22 protein-coding genes are annotated in these 19,609 nt (G+C 49.0%); 19 read left to right on the forward strand and 3 right to left on the reverse strand.

The genetic code is table 11. The features are described from left to right. Positions 1–25 precede the first annotated feature (25 nt). Genes LY85_RS01430 through LY85_RS01445 form a run of 4 tightly spaced genes read left to right on the forward strand, consistent with a single transcriptional unit; the run spans position 26 to position 3,898 of the window. Positions 26–865: a 3-hydroxyacyl-CoA dehydrogenase NAD-binding domain-containing protein gene (locus LY85_RS01430; protein ID WP_038324083.1), complete on the forward strand. Its 840-nt coding sequence runs from the start codon at positions 26–28 to the stop codon at positions 863–865. 43 nt (positions 866–908) lie between these two features. Continuing rightward, complete coding sequence (locus tag LY85_RS01435; RefSeq protein ID WP_141825190.1) at positions 909–2,048, forward strand: acyl-CoA dehydrogenase; 1,140 nt, start codon at positions 909–911, stop codon at positions 2,046–2,048. 29 nt (positions 2,049–2,077) lie between these two features. After that, the gene (locus LY85_RS01440; protein ID WP_038324085.1) at positions 2,078–2,860 is read left to right on the forward strand and encodes an electron transfer flavoprotein subunit beta/FixA family protein; all 783 of its coding nucleotides are present in this window, start codon (positions 2,078–2,080) and stop codon (positions 2,858–2,860) included. A gap of 18 nt (positions 2,861–2,878) precedes the next feature. Then, positions 2,879–3,898: an electron transfer flavoprotein subunit alpha/FixB family protein gene (locus tag LY85_RS01445; protein ID WP_038324086.1), complete on the forward strand. Its 1,020-nt coding sequence runs from the start codon at positions 2,879–2,881 to the stop codon at positions 3,896–3,898. Positions 3,899–4,039: 141 nt separating this feature from the next. Here the strand turns inward: LY85_RS01445 and LY85_RS01450 are convergent, their stop codons facing one another. Further along, positions 4,040–5,599: a CoA-transferase gene (locus LY85_RS01450; protein WP_141825191.1), complete on the reverse strand. Its 1,560-nt coding sequence runs from the start codon at positions 5,597–5,599 to the stop codon at positions 4,040–4,042. A gap of 191 nt (positions 5,600–5,790) precedes the next feature. Here LY85_RS01450 and LY85_RS01455 point away from each other — a divergent pair, with 191 nt between their 5' ends. Then, positions 5,791–6,804 carry a WYL domain-containing protein gene (locus LY85_RS01455; protein WP_141825192.1) on the forward strand — a complete coding sequence of 338 codons (1,014 nt, stop codon included), beginning with the start codon at positions 5,791–5,793 and terminating at the stop codon, positions 6,802–6,804. Here LY85_RS01455 and LY85_RS01460 read toward each other — a convergent pair. Further along, the gene (locus LY85_RS01460) at positions 6,797–7,384 is read right to left on the reverse strand and encodes a manganese efflux pump MntP family protein (RefSeq protein ID WP_038324090.1); all 588 of its coding nucleotides are present in this window, start codon (positions 7,382–7,384) and stop codon (positions 6,797–6,799) included. The genes LY85_RS01455 and LY85_RS01460 overlap by 8 nt on opposite strands. Positions 7,385–7,579: 195 nt before the next feature. Between LY85_RS01460 and hisH the strand changes: the two genes are divergently transcribed. From hisH to plsY, 10 genes are all read left to right on the forward strand, one after another. Beyond that, the gene (gene hisH / locus LY85_RS01465) at positions 7,580–8,191 is read left to right on the forward strand and encodes an imidazole glycerol phosphate synthase subunit HisH (RefSeq protein ID WP_141825193.1); all 612 of its coding nucleotides are present in this window, start codon (positions 7,580–7,582) and stop codon (positions 8,189–8,191) included. Between the two features lie 23 nt (positions 8,192–8,214). After that, on the forward strand, positions 8,215–8,973 hold the full coding sequence (hisF, locus tag LY85_RS01470; RefSeq protein ID WP_141825194.1) for an imidazole glycerol phosphate synthase subunit HisF: 759 nt from the start codon (positions 8,215–8,217) through the stop codon (positions 8,971–8,973). Positions 8,974–9,064: 91 nt separating this feature from the next. Continuing rightward, positions 9,065–10,213, forward strand: coding sequence for a D-alanyl-D-alanine carboxypeptidase family protein (locus LY85_RS01475; RefSeq protein ID WP_038324098.1), 1,149 nt, complete (start codon positions 9,065–9,067; stop codon positions 10,211–10,213). A gap of 106 nt (positions 10,214–10,319) precedes the next feature. Beyond that, the gene (locus LY85_RS01480; RefSeq protein ID WP_141825195.1) at positions 10,320–11,660 is read left to right on the forward strand and encodes a glucose-6-phosphate isomerase; all 1,341 of its coding nucleotides are present in this window, start codon (positions 10,320–10,322) and stop codon (positions 11,658–11,660) included. A 57-nt stretch (positions 11,661–11,717) separates the two neighbouring features. Next, entirely contained in the window at positions 11,718–12,134 is a 417-nt protein-coding gene (locus LY85_RS01485; RefSeq protein ID WP_038324102.1) for a hypothetical protein, read from the forward strand. A 141-nt stretch (positions 12,135–12,275) separates the two neighbouring features. Then, positions 12,276–12,770, forward strand: a complete 495-nt coding sequence (locus LY85_RS01490; protein ID WP_038324104.1) for a DUF177 domain-containing protein — start codon at positions 12,276–12,278, stop codon at positions 12,768–12,770. A 27-nt stretch (positions 12,771–12,797) separates the two neighbouring features. Continuing rightward, positions 12,798–12,980, forward strand: a complete 183-nt coding sequence (rpmF, locus tag LY85_RS01495; RefSeq protein WP_038324106.1) for a 50S ribosomal protein L32 — start codon at positions 12,798–12,800, stop codon at positions 12,978–12,980. A gap of 86 nt (positions 12,981–13,066) precedes the next feature. After that, complete coding sequence (locus tag LY85_RS01500; protein WP_141825196.1) at positions 13,067–14,371, forward strand: DUF512 domain-containing protein; 1,305 nt, start codon at positions 13,067–13,069, stop codon at positions 14,369–14,371. 5 nt (positions 14,372–14,376) lie between these two features. Further along, positions 14,377–15,699: a ribosome biogenesis GTPase Der gene (gene der, locus LY85_RS01505; RefSeq protein ID WP_141825197.1), complete on the forward strand. Its 1,323-nt coding sequence runs from the start codon at positions 14,377–14,379 to the stop codon at positions 15,697–15,699. 13 nt (positions 15,700–15,712) lie between these two features. After that, entirely contained in the window at positions 15,713–16,444 is a 732-nt protein-coding gene (gene plsY / locus LY85_RS01510; protein WP_141825198.1) for a glycerol-3-phosphate 1-O-acyltransferase PlsY, read from the forward strand. Positions 16,445–16,552: 108 nt separating this feature from the next. Here plsY and rpmB read toward each other — a convergent pair whose 3' ends face one another. After that, positions 16,553–16,741: a 50S ribosomal protein L28 gene (rpmB, locus tag LY85_RS01515; protein WP_081928271.1), complete on the reverse strand. Its 189-nt coding sequence runs from the start codon at positions 16,739–16,741 to the stop codon at positions 16,553–16,555. Between the two features lie 212 nt (positions 16,742–16,953). Here rpmB and LY85_RS01520 point away from each other — a divergent pair, with 212 nt between their 5' ends. The 4 genes from LY85_RS01520 to LY85_RS01535 are packed head-to-tail and all read left to right on the forward strand — an operon-like array spanning position 16,954 to position 19,608. Further along, a complete protein-coding gene (locus LY85_RS01520; protein ID WP_042081815.1) occupies positions 16,954–17,646 on the forward strand; it encodes a site-2 protease family protein in 693 nt (230 codons plus the stop codon). 12 nt (positions 17,647–17,658) lie between these two features. Then, complete coding sequence (locus tag LY85_RS01525; RefSeq protein ID WP_038324114.1) at positions 17,659–18,399, forward strand: segregation/condensation protein A; 741 nt, start codon at positions 17,659–17,661, stop codon at positions 18,397–18,399. Continuing rightward, positions 18,369–18,929 (forward strand): SMC-Scp complex subunit ScpB, encoded by a 561-nt coding sequence (scpB, locus tag LY85_RS01530; RefSeq protein WP_038324116.1) that lies wholly within the window; start codon positions 18,369–18,371, stop codon positions 18,927–18,929. The genes LY85_RS01525 and scpB overlap by 31 nt, the downstream gene beginning before the upstream one ends. Positions 18,930–18,960: 31 nt before the next feature. Further along, positions 18,961–19,608, forward strand: coding sequence for a DUF2953 domain-containing protein (locus LY85_RS01535; protein ID WP_141825199.1), 648 nt, complete (start codon positions 18,961–18,963; stop codon positions 19,606–19,608). The last annotated feature ends 1 nt before the right edge of the window (position 19,609 follow it).

The following is a 19,609-nucleotide window of genomic DNA, read 5'->3' on the forward strand; positions in this document are numbered from 1 at the left end:
AATCATTAATTTAGGAGGAATTAAAATGAAAGTTGGTATTATCGGCGCCGGAACCATGGGCTCCGGAATTGCCCAGGCGTTTGCTCAGACCGATGGATATACGGTTAAGCTTTGCGATATTAACGAAGAGTTTGCCGCCGGCGGGAAAAAGAAAATCGCCAAAGGATTTGAGAGACTGATTGCCAAAGGAAAGATGGATCAGGCAAAGGCCGACGAAATTCTTGCCAAAATCACAACTGGGACAAGAGAAATTGTTTCCGACTGTGACTTGGTTGTTGAAGCCGCTCTTGAAAGAATGGATCTGAAGAAGGAACTGTTCCAGGCGCTGCAGGGCATCTGCAAGCCCGATGCGATTTTTGCCACCAATACGTCATCTCTTTCCATTACGGAAATTTCCAACGGGCTCGACAGAGCGGTCGTAGGCATGCATTTCTTCAACCCCGCTCCGGTTATGAAGCTGGTCGAAGTAATCGCCGGCATCACGACTCCGGACGAGACGGTCGAAAAAATCAAGGCTATCTCTGTTGAAATCGGTAAAACTCCTGTACAGGTCAAGGAAGCTGCCGGTTTCGTTGTCAACAGAATTCTTGTTCCTATGATCAATGAAGCGGTTGGAATCTATGCCGACGGCACCGCTTCCGCTGAAGATATCGATACGGCAATGAAGCTGGGCGCCAATCATCCGATGGGCCCCCTGGCTCTGGGCGATCTGATCGGTCTGGATGTCGTTCTTGCTGTTATGGAAGTGCTTCAGTCCGAAACGGGCGACAGTAAATACCGTCCTCATCCCTTACTCAGAAAAATGGTCCGCGGCGGATTGCTTGGCAGAAAGACCGGTAAGGGTTTTTACGATTATACAAAATAAAGATGGTTGATTGTTGCAAATTATAGATTTTGGAGGAACGAGTATGGATTTCGTACTTAGCAAGGAGCATGAGATGCTCCGCACGCTGTACAAAGAATTTGCAGAAAATGAAATAAAGCCTCTTGCCCAGGAACTGGATGAAGAAGAGCGCTTTCCTGTAGAAACAGTCGAAAAACTGCGCAAATATGGTTTTTTAGGAATTCCCTTCCCGAAGGAATACGGCGGCCAGGGCTGCGATACGCTTGCATATGTTATGTGCATTGAAGAGATTGCGAAGGTTTGCGGCACGACCAGCGTGGTTGTGTCCGGACATACTTCCCTGGGCGCTTCCCCGATTTTAAAATTCGGTACTCCCGAGCAGATTGAAAAGTATTTTGTTCCGCTCGCAAAGGGTGACAAATTAGGCGCTTTCGCTCTGACAGAGCCGAACGCGGGTACTGATGCATCCATGCAACAGACGAAAGCTGTCCTGGAGGGTGACCACTATGTGCTGAACGGCAGCAAAATCTTTATCACAAATGCCGGTTATGCCGATACTTATATTATCATTGCCATGACGGACAAGAGCAAGGGAACAAAGGGCATCTCCGCGTTTATCGTTGAGAAGGACTTCCCGGGCTTCAGCGTAGGCAAGAAAGAAAAGAAGATGGGTATCCGCGGTTCTTCTACCTGTGAGCTCATTTTTGAAAACTGCATCGTTCCGAAGGAAAACCTGCTCGGCAAAGAGGGCAAGGGCTTTGGAATCGCCATGAACACACTCGACGGCGGCCGTATCGGCATCGCTGCCCAGGCTCTGGGTCTTGCGGAAGGCGCTTATGAGGAAACCGTCAAGTATGTAAAGGAAAGAAAGCAGTTCGGCAAACCGATTGCAAAATTCCAGAACACACAGTTCCAGATCGCGGATATGGCAACAAAGATCAAAGCGGCCCAGTTGCTTGTTTATCGCGCCGCTATGGCAAAGGATGCCCAGAAGGTTTATTCAGAAGAAGCTGCAATGGCAAAGCTTTTTGCGGCTGAAGTTGCAATGGAGGTTACCACAAAAGCAGTTCAGCTTCATGGCGGTTATGGTTACACGAGAGAATATCCAGTTGAGCGCATGATGCGTGATGCCAAAATCACCGAGATTTACGAAGGTACCAGCGAAGTTCAGCGCATGGTTATTTCCTCGAACGAACTTAAATAACTATAAAAGCCCAAAAGGAGTGACAATCTTTGAATATTGTTGTTTGCATAAAACAAGTTCCAAACACCAACGAAGTGAAGCTGGACCCGGTAACCGGAACACTGATCAGAGAAGGCGTGCCCAGCATCATCAATCCCGATGATAAGGCAGGCCTGGAAGCCGCCCTTCGCCTGAAAGACGAGCAGGGCGCGCACGTTACCGTTTTGTCCATGGGCCCGCCGCAGGCCGATGCCGCTCTGCGCGAAGCGCTTGCGATGGGCGCGGACGAAGCGATTCTGGTAACAGACAGAGCTTTCGGCGGTGCCGACACTCTGGCAACTTCCACAACGATCGCTGCAGCGGCCAAAACACTTCCATACGACCTGATTATCACAGGCCGCCAGGCCATCGACGGCGATACCGCGCAGGTTGGCCCCCAGATTGCCGAGCACCTCGGCATTCCGAATGTCAGCTATGCGGAGGAGATCAAAGTTGAAGGCGATTCCATCACCGTAAAACGCCAGTATGAAGACAGATATCATATCCTCAAGGTGAAAATGCCCTGCCTGATTACTGCTTTAAGCGAATTGAACCAGCCGCGCTACATGACTCCGGGCGGAATTTTTGACGCATACAGAAGCAAAGAAGTCAAAACCATTACCCGTGCGGATATTGAAGTGGATGACGCTCAAATCGGATTAAAAGGCTCACCAACCAGAGTTGCACAGACATTTACAAAGAGCTTGAAGGCGGCGGGTCAGCTTGTAAACCTTGACCCACAGGAGTCGGCTGAGTATATGCTCGAGAAACTCAGAGAAAAATTCATTATATAGTTGAAAGTGGTGAGCAGTATGGATATTCAAGAATATAAAGGCGTATTTATTTTCGTACAGCAGGTCGACAACAAAATAGCCGGCGTTTCTTTTGAGCTTCTTGGAAAAGCCAGGGAACTTGCTAAAGACATGGAAACAGAAGTGACCGCTGTTCTGCTTGGTTACAACGTATCCGGCCTTTGCAAAGAGCTGGCCAGACATGGCGCCGATAAGATTATCATGGTCGACAACAAGGCGCTCGAGGTTTATGCCACGGAGCCTTATGCACACAGCATGTATCACGTCATTGAAAAATACAAACCCGCAGTTGTCCTTTACGGCGCGACTGCAATCGGCCGCGACCTGGCTCCTCGCGTATCAGCCAGAGTGAAAACCGGTCTGACCGCCGACTGCACAAAGCTTGAAGTCGCGGACGACGGCTCCAAGAATCTGAGAATGACCCGTCCCGCATTCGGCGGAAACATCATGGCGACGATCCTTTGCCCGGATCACCGTCCGCAGATGGCCACCGTGCGCCCCGGCGTTATGCAGAAGATCAAGCCGATCGAGGGCGCGGAAGTTCCGGTTGAAAAGTATGATCTTGAAATCGGCGGGGACCACCAGAATGTGGAAATCGTTGATATTATCAAGAAGGTATCCAATAAAATGGATATCCAGGACGCAAAAATCCTCGTTTCCGGCGGCCGCGGCATGGGCTGTCCCGAGAATTTTTCCCTGCTTAAGGATTTGGCCGACGCGCTCGGCGGCACCGTCAGTTCCTCCAGAGCATGTGTTGACGCCGGCTGGGTCGAGAAAGACATTCAGGTCGGTCAGACAGGGAAGACGGTCCGCCCGAATCTCTACATTGCCTGCGGTATTTCCGGGGCTATCCAGCATCTTGCCGGTATGGAAGAGTCCGATGTGATTATTGCTGTCAACAAGGACGAAACCGCTCCGATCTTTGAAGTAGCCGATTACGGCATTGTTGGAGATGTTACCAAAATTCTGCCTCTGTTTACAGAAGAGGTCAAAAAGGCAATGGCTGCCCGCAACGCGTGATTTCGCACTGCTAAAATCAGGACTCCGTGTATATCATACACGGAGTCCTTTCTATGTACGAATTAAGGGAGTTTCCCCGGCTTTGCCGGGGAAACTCCCTTATAATTTCAGGCGCGGATGGTCATTTGTTTTCTTTCAGGTTTATTCTTTCAGACCCATTTTTTCGTCTATAAAGATACGTGTGTCCATCTGTTTCAGGTCGGGGGATATGATCGGCTTCATGGGCATATGGGCGAACACATCTTTTTCCAGATCAATACCGGGGGCGGTTTCCGTCAGCATAACGCCGTCCTCTGTCAGCTTGAACACGGCGCGTTCCGTAATGTACATAACCGGAAGATGATTCTTGATGGCTGTTTTTACGCTGAATGTAATATGTTCGACGCTCTCACGGAACTTATTGGCACTGCCTTCGTGCAAAATATGGAGTTTGCCGTCCTTTATTTCGGTTTTTAAACCGTTCGCCGTAAAGGTTCCACAGAAAAACACCTGTTTGGAATTTTGGGAGATATCAATGAATCCGCCGCAGCCGGGCAGCTTCGCACCGAATTTGGATACGTTTACATTGCCCTCCTTATCGGATTCGGCGAAGCCCAGGAACGCCTGGTCAAGTCCGCCGCCCTGATAGAAGTCGAACATGGAGGGCATGGAAATGATGGACTCGGGGTTCAGGCTGACGCCGAAGTCGATGCTGCTTTGCGGGTTGCCGCCAAAGATACCGGACTCTACGGTCAAAGAAAATTTATTTGTGATGCCTTCTTCCTGAGCGACGGAAGAGATGTATTCCGGGATACCGATCCCAAGGTTGACAATGCTGCCGTCCTTCAGCTCCATCGCCGCGCGGCGGGCAATGATTTTCTTGTTGTTCAGAGGTGCCGGGGTAAATTCGGAAAGCCCCATTCTGTGTTCGCCGGAGAAGCCGGGATTATACTGCGTGCCATAGTTCTGCATATGATATTTGATATCGCTGACAACAACTACCGCATCCACCAGAACGCCAGGGATTTCCACTTTCTGCGGGTCGAGAGACCCCGCTTCCACGACTTTTTCGACCTGTACGATCACGGTGCCGCCGGAATTTTTGCACGCCTGTGCCACTGCGAGCGTTTCCGCACGGACGCCTTCTCGTTCTATGGAAATATTTCCGTTCTCGTCCGCATAGGTGCCGCCCAGAATGGCGAAATCAACAGGGTGGGTCTTGTAGAAAAGATATTCTTTTCCGCCAATTTCCATTAGGCTGACCAAATCCTCTGCTTCCCGCGTAAGGGGATTCAGCTTCCCGCCCAGGCTGCGGGGATCGACAAAGGTACCGAGGCCCACCTGGGAGATGGTTCCCGGTTTATTTGCCGCCGTATCGCGGAACATGTGGGTGGTAACGCCCTGAGGGAAATCATACGCCAGTATTTTGTTCTCAATGACCAGTTTGCCGAGTCTGGGCGCCATCCCCCAGTGGCCGCCGATTCCCCGGCGTACCAGACCCTCGTGGGCCAGATGATTCAGCCCCTTTGTTTTTCCGTCGCCCTGGGCGGCGCAAAACAGCAGGGTAAGGTTATTCGGTTCGCCGGTTTCCAGAAAACGGTTTTCAATTTCCGTTGCGATTTCCTCGGCAACCGAGGCGCCCATAAATCCGTTTGTCGCGAAATTAATATTGTTTGGCACCAGATCGGCCGCTTGCCGCGCAGTCAATATCTTTACAGCCATTCTTCAATCCTCCGAAAAAAATACTTTGTTAATATTATATCATTTCCGCGTAAAATTACAAGTTCCTTTGTACCAAAATATGTCTTTTAGTGGCCAATACGGTAAAAAGATGCGATCTTTTGATAGATCGGCAAAGAATGATACCAAATTCTGCCATATTATGGTAAAATAATTTAAGAAAAGGAAAGCAGGTGAAACGTTTGACAGACCATGGCAACGCGAAAATGAAACTTCTATTATTATTAAAGCTGCTGAGAAAATATTCCGATGACGAGCATCCGGTTTCCGCGGTGGAGCTTTGCCGTCTGTTGGAGCAGGAGGGGATCGGGACAGAGCGAAAATCCGTCTACCGCGATCTTGATGTCCTGACGAAATTCGGGGTGGATATTGTCTATACCCGTTCCCCCCGGCAGGGATTCTTTATAGCAAAACGCGATTTTGAACTGGCTGAAGTCCGTCTGCTGATGGACGCCGTGCTCACGGCGCCCTTTATCACCAATAAAAAAACAGCCGAATTGACGGACAAGCTTTGCGAGCTTCTCAGCTGTCATCAGGCTGAAACGGTTTTGAAACAAATATATGTGGATCAACGCATAAAATTTGACAATGAAGAAATCTATTATAATATCGATACCATCAACCGGGCGGTTGCCCAGCATAAAAAAGTATCGTTTTCCTATCATCATCGCGTGATTGCGGGCGGGAAAGCGCAGCTGGATGAAGGCCGGGAATTTACCATCAGCCCCTACGCGCTTCTGTGGGCGAACGATAAATATTACCTGGCGGGGAATTATGAAAAATACGATACGATCAGCAATTACCGGCTGGACCGGATGAAACGGATCGCCTTGACCGCTTTGGAGGCGCGTCCGTTCAGCGAGGTCTGCTCCTATCGGGATTATTTCGATACCGCGGACTATCTTCGCAGAACATTCAATATGTACAACGGGGAACAGGAGCGCATTGTGCTGCGGTGCTCCAACAGCCTGCTCGAGACGATCGTCGATAAATTCGGCGGGGACATCGAGTTTTCCTGTCACGACAGCAACGCCTTCACCGTGAGGGCCTCCGTATATGTCAGCGACGGCCTGATTGAGTGGCTGCTGCAGTACGGGGACCGGGTGATCGTTCTGTCGCCGCAGACGCTGAAAGACGAGATGCTCAAGCGGATCGAAGCAATGCGAGCCGCGTATCAAATCACGTAAAAAACATGTGTTCCACGAAAATCTTGACGCCAATGCCCGTCAGGACGGTCCCGCCAAACAGTTCCGCTTTTGAAGAAAGCAGCTTCCCAAAATTTTTCCCGATATAAACGCCGATCAAGCAGAGGAAAAAGGTGACGGTTCCGATGATTCCCACGGAAGAAACCATCAGGGCTGCCGTTTTTGCGCCCACTGCGGACGGAAGAAGAATTCCGGTAGCCAGAGCGTCAATGCTGGTCGCAACGGAAAGAGTAACAAGGGTTTTGAAACCGATGTCGTTTTGTCTTTGACCGGTGCTTTTATCTTCCGGTTCTTTAGAGGATTCCATCATCATTTTGATTCCCAGGTAAGAAAGAAGAACCAAAGCGATCCAGTGATCCACCGCATTGATAAAACCTTCTCCCGCTTTTCCAATGAGCCAGCCGAGCATGGGCATAAATGCCTGAAAAAGTCCGAAGCTGAATGCAAGCTTTAAGGAGAATCTCGGTGTGACTTTTCGGATCGTGGCCCCGTTTGTAATGCTGACTGCAAACGCGTCCATGGCAAGACCCAAAGCAATGCCGACCAATGAAATGTAATCCATGGTTTTTCCTCCGAATCAAAAAAGACATGAATATTATCATACCTTTTTATTGAAGCGATGTCAATCATAACGATGGACAAGCTTTTGCTTTAATATAGTAATAAATTAATATGTTAAATCAATTGAGTTTCTGTTTTATTCATGATAAAATTTAGGTACAATTGGATGCAAGTTTAATGAGAAGGATAATGAATTATGATTGCTGTGATCGATTACGGTGCCGGAAACCTGCAAAGCGTTGTAAAGGCATTTCATTTTATCGGCTGTGACATCTTCGTTACGGCGGACAAGGAGGAACTGAAACACGCTTCCGCTGCGGTACTGCCCGGTGTGGGCGCGTTTGGCGACGCGATGAGCTGCCTGAAAAAAGCCGATTTCGTGACCCCGGTGCTGGATTTTATAGAGAGCGGCAAGCCCTTTCTGGGAATTTGCCTCGGTTTGCAGCTTCTCTTTGAAGGAAGCGAGGAAACTCCGGGAATCAGCGGGCTTGGCGTATTAAAAGGAAAAATTCAAAAGATTCCCGCGGAGACGGGACTGAAAATCCCGCATATCGGGTGGAATTCTCTTTCTGTGAAAAAAAACAACGGACTTTTTCAAAATATGGAGCCCAATCCCTATGTCTATTTTGTCCATTCCTACTATCTGAAAGCGGAGGACCCGGAGGTCGTCTCTTCCACCACCGATTACGGAGTCGCCATCGACGCCTCCATCCAGCGCGGCAATCTGTTTGCGACCCAGTTCCATCCGGAAAAAAGCGGGAAAACAGGCTTGCAGATGCTGAAAAATTTCGTATCGTTTGTTTCTTGATTTTTTGCGCGGAGGTTATGATTATGTATGCAAAACGGATTATTCCCTGCCTGGATGTAAACGGCGGCAGAGTCGTAAAGGGAACTTCCTTTGTCAATCTGCGCGATGCGGGAGACCCGGTGCAGGCTGCCATTGAATATGACAAACAGGGTGCGGACGAGCTTGTGCTGCTGGATATTACCGCGTCGTCCGATGAACGCGGCATTATGCTGAACATCGTCAGCAAGGTGGCCGAGCAGATTTTTATTCCGTTCACAGTCGGCGGCGGAATCAGAACGGTAGATGACTTTACAGCCCTGCTGCGGGCGGGTGCGGACAAGGTTTCCGTCAACTCCGCCGCGTTGAACCGCCCCGCCGTGATCAGCGAGGCTGCGGAAAAGTTCGGCAGCCAATGCGTTGTGTGCGCGATTGATGCGAAACGCAGGAAAGAGGGCGGCTGGACGGTCTATCAAAACGGAGGCCGCATCGATACGGGAAAAGACGCCGTGGAATGGGCGGTGGAAGCGGCCCGGCTGGGAGCGGGGGAAATCCTTCTGACCAGCATGGACTGTGACGGCGTGAAGAACGGGTATGATCTGGAACTGACTGCGGCGATTTCGCAAAGCGTCAATATTCCGGTGATTGCTTCCGGCGGGGCGGGAAAGCTTGAGCATTTTTACGATGCGTTTACCGCGGGAAAAGCGGACGCGGTTCTGGCGGCTTCGCTCTTCCATTTCGGGGAAATCACGATTCCGGAACTGAAAACATATCTCGCGCAAAGAGGAATCCCTGTCAGACAGTAAAAATGAGGCCGAATTTGATTCGGCCTCATTTTTTATGGATAGAACCTCTTTTTTTGGCATAAGAATTACTAATAAATTGGAGGTGCTGGAGATGAAGTTAAAAAAATTGTCGGCATGCTTCCTCGTGGTTCTGATGCTTATTTCAGTTTTGCCGGTGAAAGCGGCTGCACTGTCCGACACGGAGGTGAAAGCCCCGTCAGCCGTACTGATGGAGTCGCAGACCGGAAAAATACTTTACGAGAAGAATTCACATGAAAAGCGCCCTTGCGCGTCCATTACGAAGGTCATGACGCTGCTTCTCGTCATGGAAGCGCTTGATTCCGGTAAAATCAAGCTTACCGATATGGTGTCCACAAGCGAACACGCGGCGTCCATGGGCGGCTCCGACATCTGGCTGAAGCCGGGGGAGACGATGTCGGTGGACGACATGCTGAAAGCTACGGTAGTCGCCAGTGCGAATGACGCGGCCGTAGCGCTGGCGGAGTATGTTTCCGGCAGCGAGGATGAATTTTTGCAGCAGATGAATCAGAAAGCAAAGACCCTCGGCATGAAGGACACCGTTTTTAAGAACTGCAACGGCCTTGACGAAGACGGGCATGTCACCTCCGCGTACGATGTCGCGCTGATGTCCCGTGAGCTGATAAAACATACGAAAATCTTTGACTATACAAAAATCTGGATGGAAAATATCCGTGACGGCAAGACTCAGCTGGTCAACACCAATAAGCTGCTGAAGACCTATAAGGGGATCACCGGGTTGAAAACCGGAACCACCGGAAAGGCGGGCAGCTGTATGACGGCCACCGCCGAACGCGACAATGTGAAGCTGATCTCGGTTATACTGGGCGCGGCGGACACAAAGACGCGGTTTTCTGCTGCGTCCGCTTTGCTGGACTACGGTTTTGCCAACTGGTCTGTGACCACTCCCGCCGTTCCGCAGGAGGCTGCCAAGCCTGTCCCCGTGCTGAACGGGATGAGCGATACGGTTGAGACGACCGCCGAAACGGACGGCAGCATTCTGGTACCGAAAGGAAAGGCCGGAGAAATCAAATACAGCGTTTCTTTTCAGCCGGAAATAACGGCCCCGGTGACAAAGGGCCAGGTCGTGGGAAAAATCACCTGCAAGCTTGGGGACGAGGTTGTGAAGGAGTATAATATCTGTGCGAAAAATTCTGTTTCCGAGATAACGTTTGGCTCCGCCTTCCGGCTTCTGGCAAAATATCTGCTCAAAATGCTTTGAATAGAATTTATGAAATAATTATAAAATATAGTGCTCCTCCTTGCAAATGTAGCCAATATATTGTAATATAATCATATCGAACGTATCATTTAGGAGGAAGCTAAAAATGTCTGTCAGACTGGAATTAAAACATCTTTCAAGTTTTATCGGACAAAATGAATACACGGCGATTGCCCCGCAGATCCGTCAGGCCCATGAGGCTCTGCATTCAGGAAATTGTGTGGGCAATGATTTTATCGGATGGGTAAACCTTCCTACCGATTATGATAAAGAGGAATTTTCCCGTATTAAAGCGGCGGCGGAAAAAATCAAGTCAGATACCGATGTTTTTATTGTGATCGGCATCGGCGGTTCTTATCTTGGCGCACGCGCGGCTATCGAATTTTTAAATTCCCCGAATTATAACCTGGTCAGGAAAAATACCCCGGATATTTATTTCACCGGCAACAGCATCAGTTCTTCCGCGCTGAGCGAGCTTCAGGAGCTCTGCGAGGGCAGGAACGTTTCCATCAACATGATTTCCAAATCCGGCACTACGACCGAGCCGGCAATCGCTTTCCGGGTGCTCCGCAAGCTTCTGGAAGAGAAATACGGCAAGGAAGAAGCACGCAAGAGGATTTACTGCACCACCGACAAGGCGCGCGGCACATTGAAACAGCTCGCGACGGAGGAAGGCTATGAAACCTTTGTGATTCCGGATGATGTCGGCGGCAGATATTCCGTGCTGACGGCAGTCGGCCTTCTGCCCATCGCGGTCAGCGGAGCCGATATCGACGCGCTGATGGCCGGCGCGGCAAAGGCACAGCAGGAATTGAACAATCCGGATGTGGATTCCAATGCGTGTTATCAGTACGTAGCCGCCCGCAACCTTTTATACCGCAAGGGAAAAGAAATTGAAGTCCTTGTCAGCTATGAGCCGTGTTACTCCATGATGTGCGAATGGTGGAAGCAGCTGTTCGGCGAGAGCGAAGGCAAGGATCATAAGGGCCTTTTCCCGGCTTCGGTTATTTTCTCGACCGATTTGCATTCCATGGGTCAATACATTCAGGACGGCAGACGTTCCCTATTTGAGACGGTTGTTTTATTCGATAAAGCGAAAAAAGATTTGTTTATAGAAACAGACCCTGAAAATGTTGACGGCTTGAACTTTCTGCAGGGAAAGAGCATGGCCTATATCAATGAAAAAGCATTTGAGGGAACTGTTCTGGCACACGCTGACGGAGGTGTCCCCAGCGTTGTACTCCGCGCACCCGATTTTTCTGAAGAGACTCTCGGCTACATGGTTTATTTCTTTGAAAAGGCCTGTGCGATTTCCGGAAGCCTGCTCGGTGTAAACCCCTTCAACCAGCCCGGGGTCGAAAGCTACAAGAAAAACATGTTTGCTCTTCTTGGCAAGCCGGGTTATGAATCGGAAAAGAGTGCTTTGGAGGCGAGATTAAAGAACTAGCAAAAGCAGGAGTTTTCTCCGCTTTTGCGGAAATAATATAATATAGGAGGAGTTTTCATGATAACTCTTATCGTTGGCAAAAAAGGTTCAGGAAAAACAAAAAAGCTGATCGAAAGTGCAAACGACGCAGCAAAAAAGTCAAACGGCAATGTTGTAGTCATTGAAAAGGGTCTGAAATTGACCTACGATTTATCCCATCAGGTAAGGCTGATCGACAGCGATGCATACGGAATTCAGGGTGCGGACGCACTCGTTGGTTTTATCAGCGGTATTTGTGCAGGCAACTATGACTTGACGGATATTTTTGTTGATTCCACCTTAAAGATAATTGGGCATGATATGAAAGCCCTCGTACAGTTTACTGAAAAAATGAATGCCCTTTCCACGCAGGCAGATACCAAGATTTCACTTCTTGTTTCCGCGAGCAAAGAGGAGCTGCCGGAGGAAATCCGCTCCTTCTCCGTTCAGAGCTAAGGGCAAACCTTTCTTTCATAATGCTGCCGCAGGCGTTTCGTCTTCGGCAGCATCTTTATGAATATGAATATATTGTAATTTTCTATTGACAAAACATAGATAAATCTATATAATAAGCTAATGTAGCGCTGAGGTGTAATTATGCTTCTTGATTTGAAAAAGGTGTTTTCCGACAGGGAGGAAAGCTGTTCCTTTGACTACCTGCTGGATTTGTCATCTACTGATATCAATGGCTATCATCCTTTTGTTTCGCCTGTGAAGGTTCGGGGTACCGTGAAAGGTCAGGACGGCTTTGCGCAGCTTAACGCCGAGGTTTCGTTTGAGTTTTCCATTCCGTGCGACCGATGCACGAAGCAGATCGACAAATGCTATCATTATACCTTTTGGCATACCTTGGTGTTGTCTTTGGAAAATGAGGACGATGTCAGCTATGTGGAGGTTCCCGATTACCAGTTGGATTTGGACGAGCTGATCCGGGCGGATATTTTGCTTGAGCTGCCGTCCAAGTATTTATGCAGCGATGATTGCAAAGGCCTGTGTCCTTCCTGCGGGAAAAATTTGAATGATGGAACATGCGATTGTGATTTTCATCAGATTGATCCTCGTTTGGAGGCTCTTAAAAAACTAATAGATTAGTCTGAGTTTTATAAGGAGGTGCTGAAGATGGCGGTACCAAAGAGAAAAGTGTCGAGTGCAAGACAGAATAAAAGACGTTCAAATGTTTGGAAGATGAGTGCTCCTGCTCTGGTGAAATGCCCTAAATGTGGCGAGTTTAAAACTCCGCACAGAGTTTGTGGCAGTTGTGGTTACTACAACGGCAGGGAAGTAATCAAAAAAGAAGCATAAGCTTTGTTTGATTTTCCAAAAATGTAGAGAAGGAGCAATCCTTCTCTTATTTTTTTATGAAATCTTTGTGCAGCAGAGGAGTTATTATGTCAGTTAAGATTCTATCGGTCGATCAGGACAGCCCTGCCGAAAAAAAGAAGATATTGCCGGGGGAAACGCTTGTTTCCATCAACGGCAATGAGATTAACGACGTTCTGGACTACCGATTTTACGAGACGAGCAAGAACCTGTCCCTCCTGCTGACGGACAGAGACCGGAATCGCCGTACGATTTCCATCCGAAAAGGGGAATACGAGTCGATCGGGCTGGAATTCGAGACTTATTTGATGGACGAACAGCATTCCTGCCGCAACAAATGCATTTTTTGCTTTATTGACCAGCTGCCGAAGGGAATGCGCAGCACCCTTTACTTCAAAGACGATGATTCCCGTCTCTCTTTTTTGTTCGGCAATTACATTACGCTGACCAATATGAGCGACCATGATGTCGACAGAATCATAAAAATGCACATCAGCCCCGTGAACATATCGGTTCATACCACCAATCCCGAGCTTCGGGTAAAAATGATGGGGAACCGCTTTGCCGGGGAATCGCTTCAAATTTTGTACCGGCTCGCACAGGCGGGCATTAAAATGAATACGCAGCTCGTTGTCTGTAAGGGAATCAACGACGGAGAAGAGTTAAAACGCAGCTTAACCGATTTGGGAAACCTTTATCCCGCGGTGCAGAGCATTGCCGCTGTACCGGTCGGGCTGACCCGGTTCAGGGAAGGACTGTTCCCGCTTGAGTCGTTCGACAGGGATTCTGCGGAAGCGGCCGTCCGGATTCTGGAGGAATTCGGGGACCGCTTTACAGCCGAGTTCGGGGAAAGAATCTGCTATGCCGCGGACGAATTTTACCTGAAGGCGGGGCGTCCCATTCCGCCGGCCGAATTTTACGGCGATTTCGATCAGCTGGAAAACGGGGTGGGCCTGATGGCGAATCTGAAGCAGGAATTTGAGAGCGCTCTGGAAGATTTTCAGGCTCCTTCCAAGCCCCGCCGCGTTACGCTGGTAACGGGGACAAGCGTTTATAATTTTCTGAACTCTTTACTTGACGAATTAAGAATAAAATGCAATAATTTAGCATGTAATCTAATTCCTATCATGAATCATTATTTTGGGGATACCATAAATGTTACGGGGCTGGTAACCGGTACCGATATCATACAGCAGTTAAAGGGGAAAGATTTAGGCGACGAGCTGATTGTGCCCGCCGTTATGCTTCGCCGCGAGGGGGATATTTTTCTGGACGATATTTCCCTTGACGATCTGAGCAAAGCCTTGAAAATAAAAGTTACCGTATCTCCCAATGACGGATATGAGCTTTTGAATACAGTATTAGGGAGTTGATGTGATTGGCTAAACCTATAGTTGCAATTGTAGGCAGACCAAATGTCGGAAAATCGACACTTTTTAATAAATTGATCGGTGAACGGCTTTCCATTGTAGACGATACCCCTGGGGTTACCAGGGACAGAATTTATGGAGAATGCGAGTGGGGGAACCGAACGTTTTCCATTGTTGATACGGGCGGGATTGAACCCGATTCCGGCGACGTAATTTTAACCCAGATGAGGATGCAGGCCCAGCTTGCAATCGACGCAGCTGATGTGATCGTGCTTGTTACGGATATCCGTACAGGCGTTGTGGCCACGGACTCCGACATAGCGGCCATGCTGCTGAAAAGCGGAAGACCCGTGATCCTCTGCGTCAACAAGTGCGATACGATCGGGGAGCCTCCGGCGGAATTTTACGAGTTTTACAATCTGGGGCTCGGCGATCCGGTGGCGGTTTCTTCCGTTCACGGCCACGGCACCGGAGATCTGCTCGACAGGATTGTGGAGCATCTTCCCGATGAGGAAGAAGACGAGACCGACAGTGAAATCATTAAGGTTGCCATTATCGGCAAGCCGAATGTTGGAAAATCCTCTCTTGTGAACAAGATTTCCGGCGAGGAAAGGTGCATTGTTTCCGATATTGCCGGCACAACGCGGGACGCGATCGATACGACCATTGAAAATCAGCATGGACGTTTCACGCTGATCGATACCGCCGGGCTCCGCAGAAAAAGCAAAGTGGACGATTCCATTGAAAAATACAGTGTCATCCGTGCGCAGATGGCGATAGAACGGGCCGACGTCTGTGTGATTATGATAGACGCCTCGGTCGGGTTTACCGATCAGGATTCCAAGGTAGCCGGTCTGGCGCACGAAGCGGGGAAGGGCTGCGTCATTGTCGTCAACAAATGGGATATCATAGAAAAAGACGACCGTACCATGATAGAATACCGCAAAAAGCTGGAAGACGACTTTTCTTTCATGTCCTATGCCCCTATGATCTTTATTTCAGCAAAAACAGGCCAGAGGCTCGACCGTCTCTTTGACCTGATCAAGCATGCCGCAAACTCCAACTCCATGCGGATTGCCACAGGCATGCTCAACGATGTCCTGGCGCAGGCTGTGGCCAGAGTCCAGCCGCCGACGGACAAGGGAAGGAGGTTGAAAATCTATTACATGACACAGGCGACGGTCAAACCGCCTACCTTTGTATGCTTTGTAAATTCCGCACAGCTGTTCCACTTTTCATACCAAAGGTACCTTGAAAACCGAATCCGAGAGACTTTTGGACTGGAAGGCACCCCCATTCGGCTTATTGTGCGTGAGCGAGGAGATAAGTAAGGAGGAGTTACTGATGTTCAGTTATTTTAGGGATTTTGCACTGCCATCGGTTTTAGTAGCGCTTGTTTCATATTTTTTAGGAAGTATCAGTTCTTCTATCATTTTTACAAAAGCATTCGATCATAATGTGGATATCCGCACGCTGGGCAGCGGAAACGCGGGAGCTACCAATGTTCTGCGTTCCGTTGGCGTCAAGGCTGCGATTTTTACCTTTATTTTTGATTTCGCCAAAGGCGCGGTCTCCGTTATGATCGGCAGGGCGGTTTTTCAGTATGTTTGCAGCCAGGCTGCGGCGCCCCTGATGATAAATCCGCACGTTGTGGCGCAGTACGGCGCCTATATTGCGGGTGTGGCCTGCGTTTTCGGACATATTTATCCAGTCTATTTCGGTTTCAGAGGCGGAAAGGGCGTACTGACCAGCGCCGCGATGATCGCATTAATCGACTGGCGTGTGTTCCTGATCGTGATCGGTGTGTTTCTGGTTTTCTTCCTGACCACCCGGATTGTCTCTCTGTCCTCCATCTGCGCGGCGGCGACTTTCCCGGTTGCCACATTCATCATTACCTTTTTTATCGATTTCAGAGGAAATCAGGCGGCAGCCGGGCCGGTTCCGATTTCTTATGTATGGATCACGACCGCCGTTTCATTTTGTATGGGCTTTGTTCTGATTTATAAGCACAGAACCAATATTGAAAGAATCAAGAACGGGACCGAAAAGAAAATCACGATTAACCACAAAACATAAAAATCGCAGTGCCGCTATGGATTCCGGTCATAGCGGCACTGCTTTTATCCGTTTTTACGCAGAAAAAAGGAGCCCTTTAAGGCTCCTCTAAACATAATGTTTTTTTGATCAGACGGCCCGGGTTACCTTGCCGGAACGCAAGCAACGGGTGCAGGCGTAAATACGCTTAGGAGTACCGTTCACAACTGCTTTAACACGTTTAATATTGGGCTTCCAAGTTCTGTTCGCACGTCTGTGTGAGTGGGAGACCCTAATACCGAAAGCCATATCCTTGCCACAAACATCACATTTTGCCATGTGTCTGCACCTCCTTTAAAAGGACTGTTTATAGAATCGCAACAGTAGTATTCTATCAGATAATAAATGTAAATGCAAGCCTTTTCCGGCCTTTTTTGATGATATTATCCCAGAAAAATGAATTTCAGCGATAAATCTTCCGGTTTTTATCGCCTTGCTTGTTTTTTAGGCCGAAAGGTATTATAATAATATCCCATAAAGGAGACTATGATATGCTGTTTAACATGATCAGTGACGTTTTTTCAGGACAGCCGTTTGATATGGCTTCCGCTTTATCCCAAATACTGGCTACCCTGTTTATCATTTTCTGCATTCTGCCTCTGCACGAATGTGCGCACGGCTGGGTTGCCTACAAGCTTGGCGACAAAACTGCCAAATACAGCGGCAGACTGACTCTGAATCCGCTCGCCAGCATTGACCCGGTCGGTTCGCTGTTCCTTCTTCTGTTCGGCTTCGGCTGGGCGAAACCGGTTCCGGTTGATTCCCGGTACTTTAAAAACCCGAAACGCGACATGGCCATTACGGCTTTGGCGGGACCTTTGTCCAACTTGCTGGCGTCTCTCGTCGGCGCCGTGATTTATCAGGGGCTTTGGATTGCGATGAAGGCGAATGTCCCTGCGTTTGTCCAGACCTTCTTTATCGCCTATATCACGATCAATGTCGCCCTCGCGGTGTTTAATATGATTCCGCTGCCGCCGCTGGACGGTTCCAAAATTCTGGGCGCCTTTCTGTCCAGTAAAGCGCTTTACAATTATTACAGGTACCAGAACATTATCATCATGATTGCCTTCGTAGTATTGTTCAGCGGTATGCTCCGTGTTCCCCTTGCCGTTCTGCAGAGCGCCTGCCTGAACGTTGTGCTGTGGCTGGCGGAACTTCCGTTCAAACTGTTCGGCCTGTTATAAAAGGGAAGGATTATGGAAAAACTATCCTATAGGCTGCCTGTTTTTGAAGGGCCTCTTGACCTGCTGCTTTATCTGATTGCCAAAAATAAGCTGAATATCTGTGAAATTCCGATTGCCGAGCTTCTGGATCAGTACACGGAGCACATACAGGCGATGAAGGAACAGGATATGGATATCGCGAGCGATTTTCTGGAGATGGCGGCGCGGCTGGTCTATATGAAAACCGTTTATCTGCTCCCGAAGCACGAGGAAGCGGACGAGCTTCGGCGGGAACTGAGTGGACAGCTTCTGGAATATCAGGAGTGTAAGCGTGTTGCGCAGATTTTAGCCGAACATTTCAGTTTTAACGCTTTTGTCCGCGAACCTTCTGAAATACAGGTTGATCCCACTTACCGGCGGAATCATACGCCCGCAGAGCTTTTTCATGCTTATCATAACGCGGTGGGGAGGGGCAGGCGTCTGATTCCGCCGCCTCCCGAAGCGTTTTCCCACCTTGTTACGCATAAAACCGTAACGGTTTCCTCCCGGATCATCTATGTACTGCGCCGCCTTTGGCAGAGAGACGGCATCAGATACGAAGAATTGTTTGAGGAAAAACGGGACAAATCCGATCTGGTGGCTACTTTTTTGGCGGTCCTGGAGCTGGTGAAAGGGAAGCGGGTGCGTATCGAAGGCGGAAGCTGCAGCGCGGTGGTAAAATTAATCAATGGCGGTGTGAAAAATTGGAGATCAAGAAATTTCAGGGAGCAATAGAAGCGATCCTTTTCTCAAGCGGAGATCCGGTTTCCATTGACAGAATAGCGGACGCGCTGGAGCTGGACAAGTCCACCGTCGCGAAAATGCTTCAAAACCTGATGGACGAGTTCAACCGCGAAGAGGCGGGCGTCCAGATTGTAAAGCTGGAAGATCATTATCAAATGTGTTCCAATCCTCAATATGCCGAATATGTCCGGCGGATTTTGGATATGCGCCGCAACACCCCCCTGTCCCAGGCGGGCATGGAGGTGCTTGCCATTGTTGCCTATAATCAGCCGGTAACAAAGGCTTTTGTAGAGCAGGTCCGCGGTGTGGACTGTTCCGGGGTGCTGGGCAGTCTGACTTCAAAGGGACTGATCGAAGAGCGGGGCCGGCTGGAGCTTCCGGGAAGGCCGCTGCTTTACGGCACCACGCCTAATTTTTTGCGGTGCTTGAACATTTCTTCTCTCAGCGAGCTTCCTCCTCTTGAAAAATCACGGCAGGAGGAAAACGAGGCAGAGGAAATGGCGGACGTTTCCGCCGGATGACCGGATAAATGGATAAACTGCAGGAGGCATTATGACAGCTTTATTGATCGTTTTGGGAATTGTCCTGTTTCTTTTTGTCCTTCTGCTCTTTCCCGTTTCTGTTTCCGCATGTTTTGAACAGGAATTTTCCGCGAAAATCAAGTATTTGTTTTTCAGCTATCAAATTCCGCCGGAACCCCAGGAAACCGGGGAGCCGGAAAAAACTGGAAAGGAAGAAACAGGAGAAAAAAGTGACGCATATTCAAAATTCAGGGACATAATAAAGCGTAAGGGTTTATCCGGCTTTTTGGACATCATCAGTGAATTTGCCTCTATTGCCACAGGGGCGGCTAAAAAGCTTTTTTCTCACGTTGTCATTCAGCGTATTTTTGTTGATATTGCGGTTGCGGATGAAGACGCCGCTCAGGCCGCCATTTCCTACGGATGCACCTGTTCCGTGGTTTACCCTGCAATGGCGGTGCTTGTTACCCGAGTGAAATGCAAGGACTATCATATCCATATCGCTCCCGACTTCAATGAGAAGGAGTGCCGGATTTTCTTTACCTGTGAAATAAAAACAAAGCTGCTTTTTATTCTTTCGTCCATGCTGCCCGCGCTATTAAAATCACTGATGCTGCTGAAAAAAATAAAAATAAACCCGACTAAAATAAATAAAACGACAGATAAGGCGGTGCATTAAA

Origin of the sequence: Clostridium sp. KNHs216 (assembly GCF_006714885.1) — a bacterium.
Taxonomy (GTDB): Bacteria; Bacillota; Clostridia; order Oscillospirales; family Acutalibacteraceae; genus Caproiciproducens.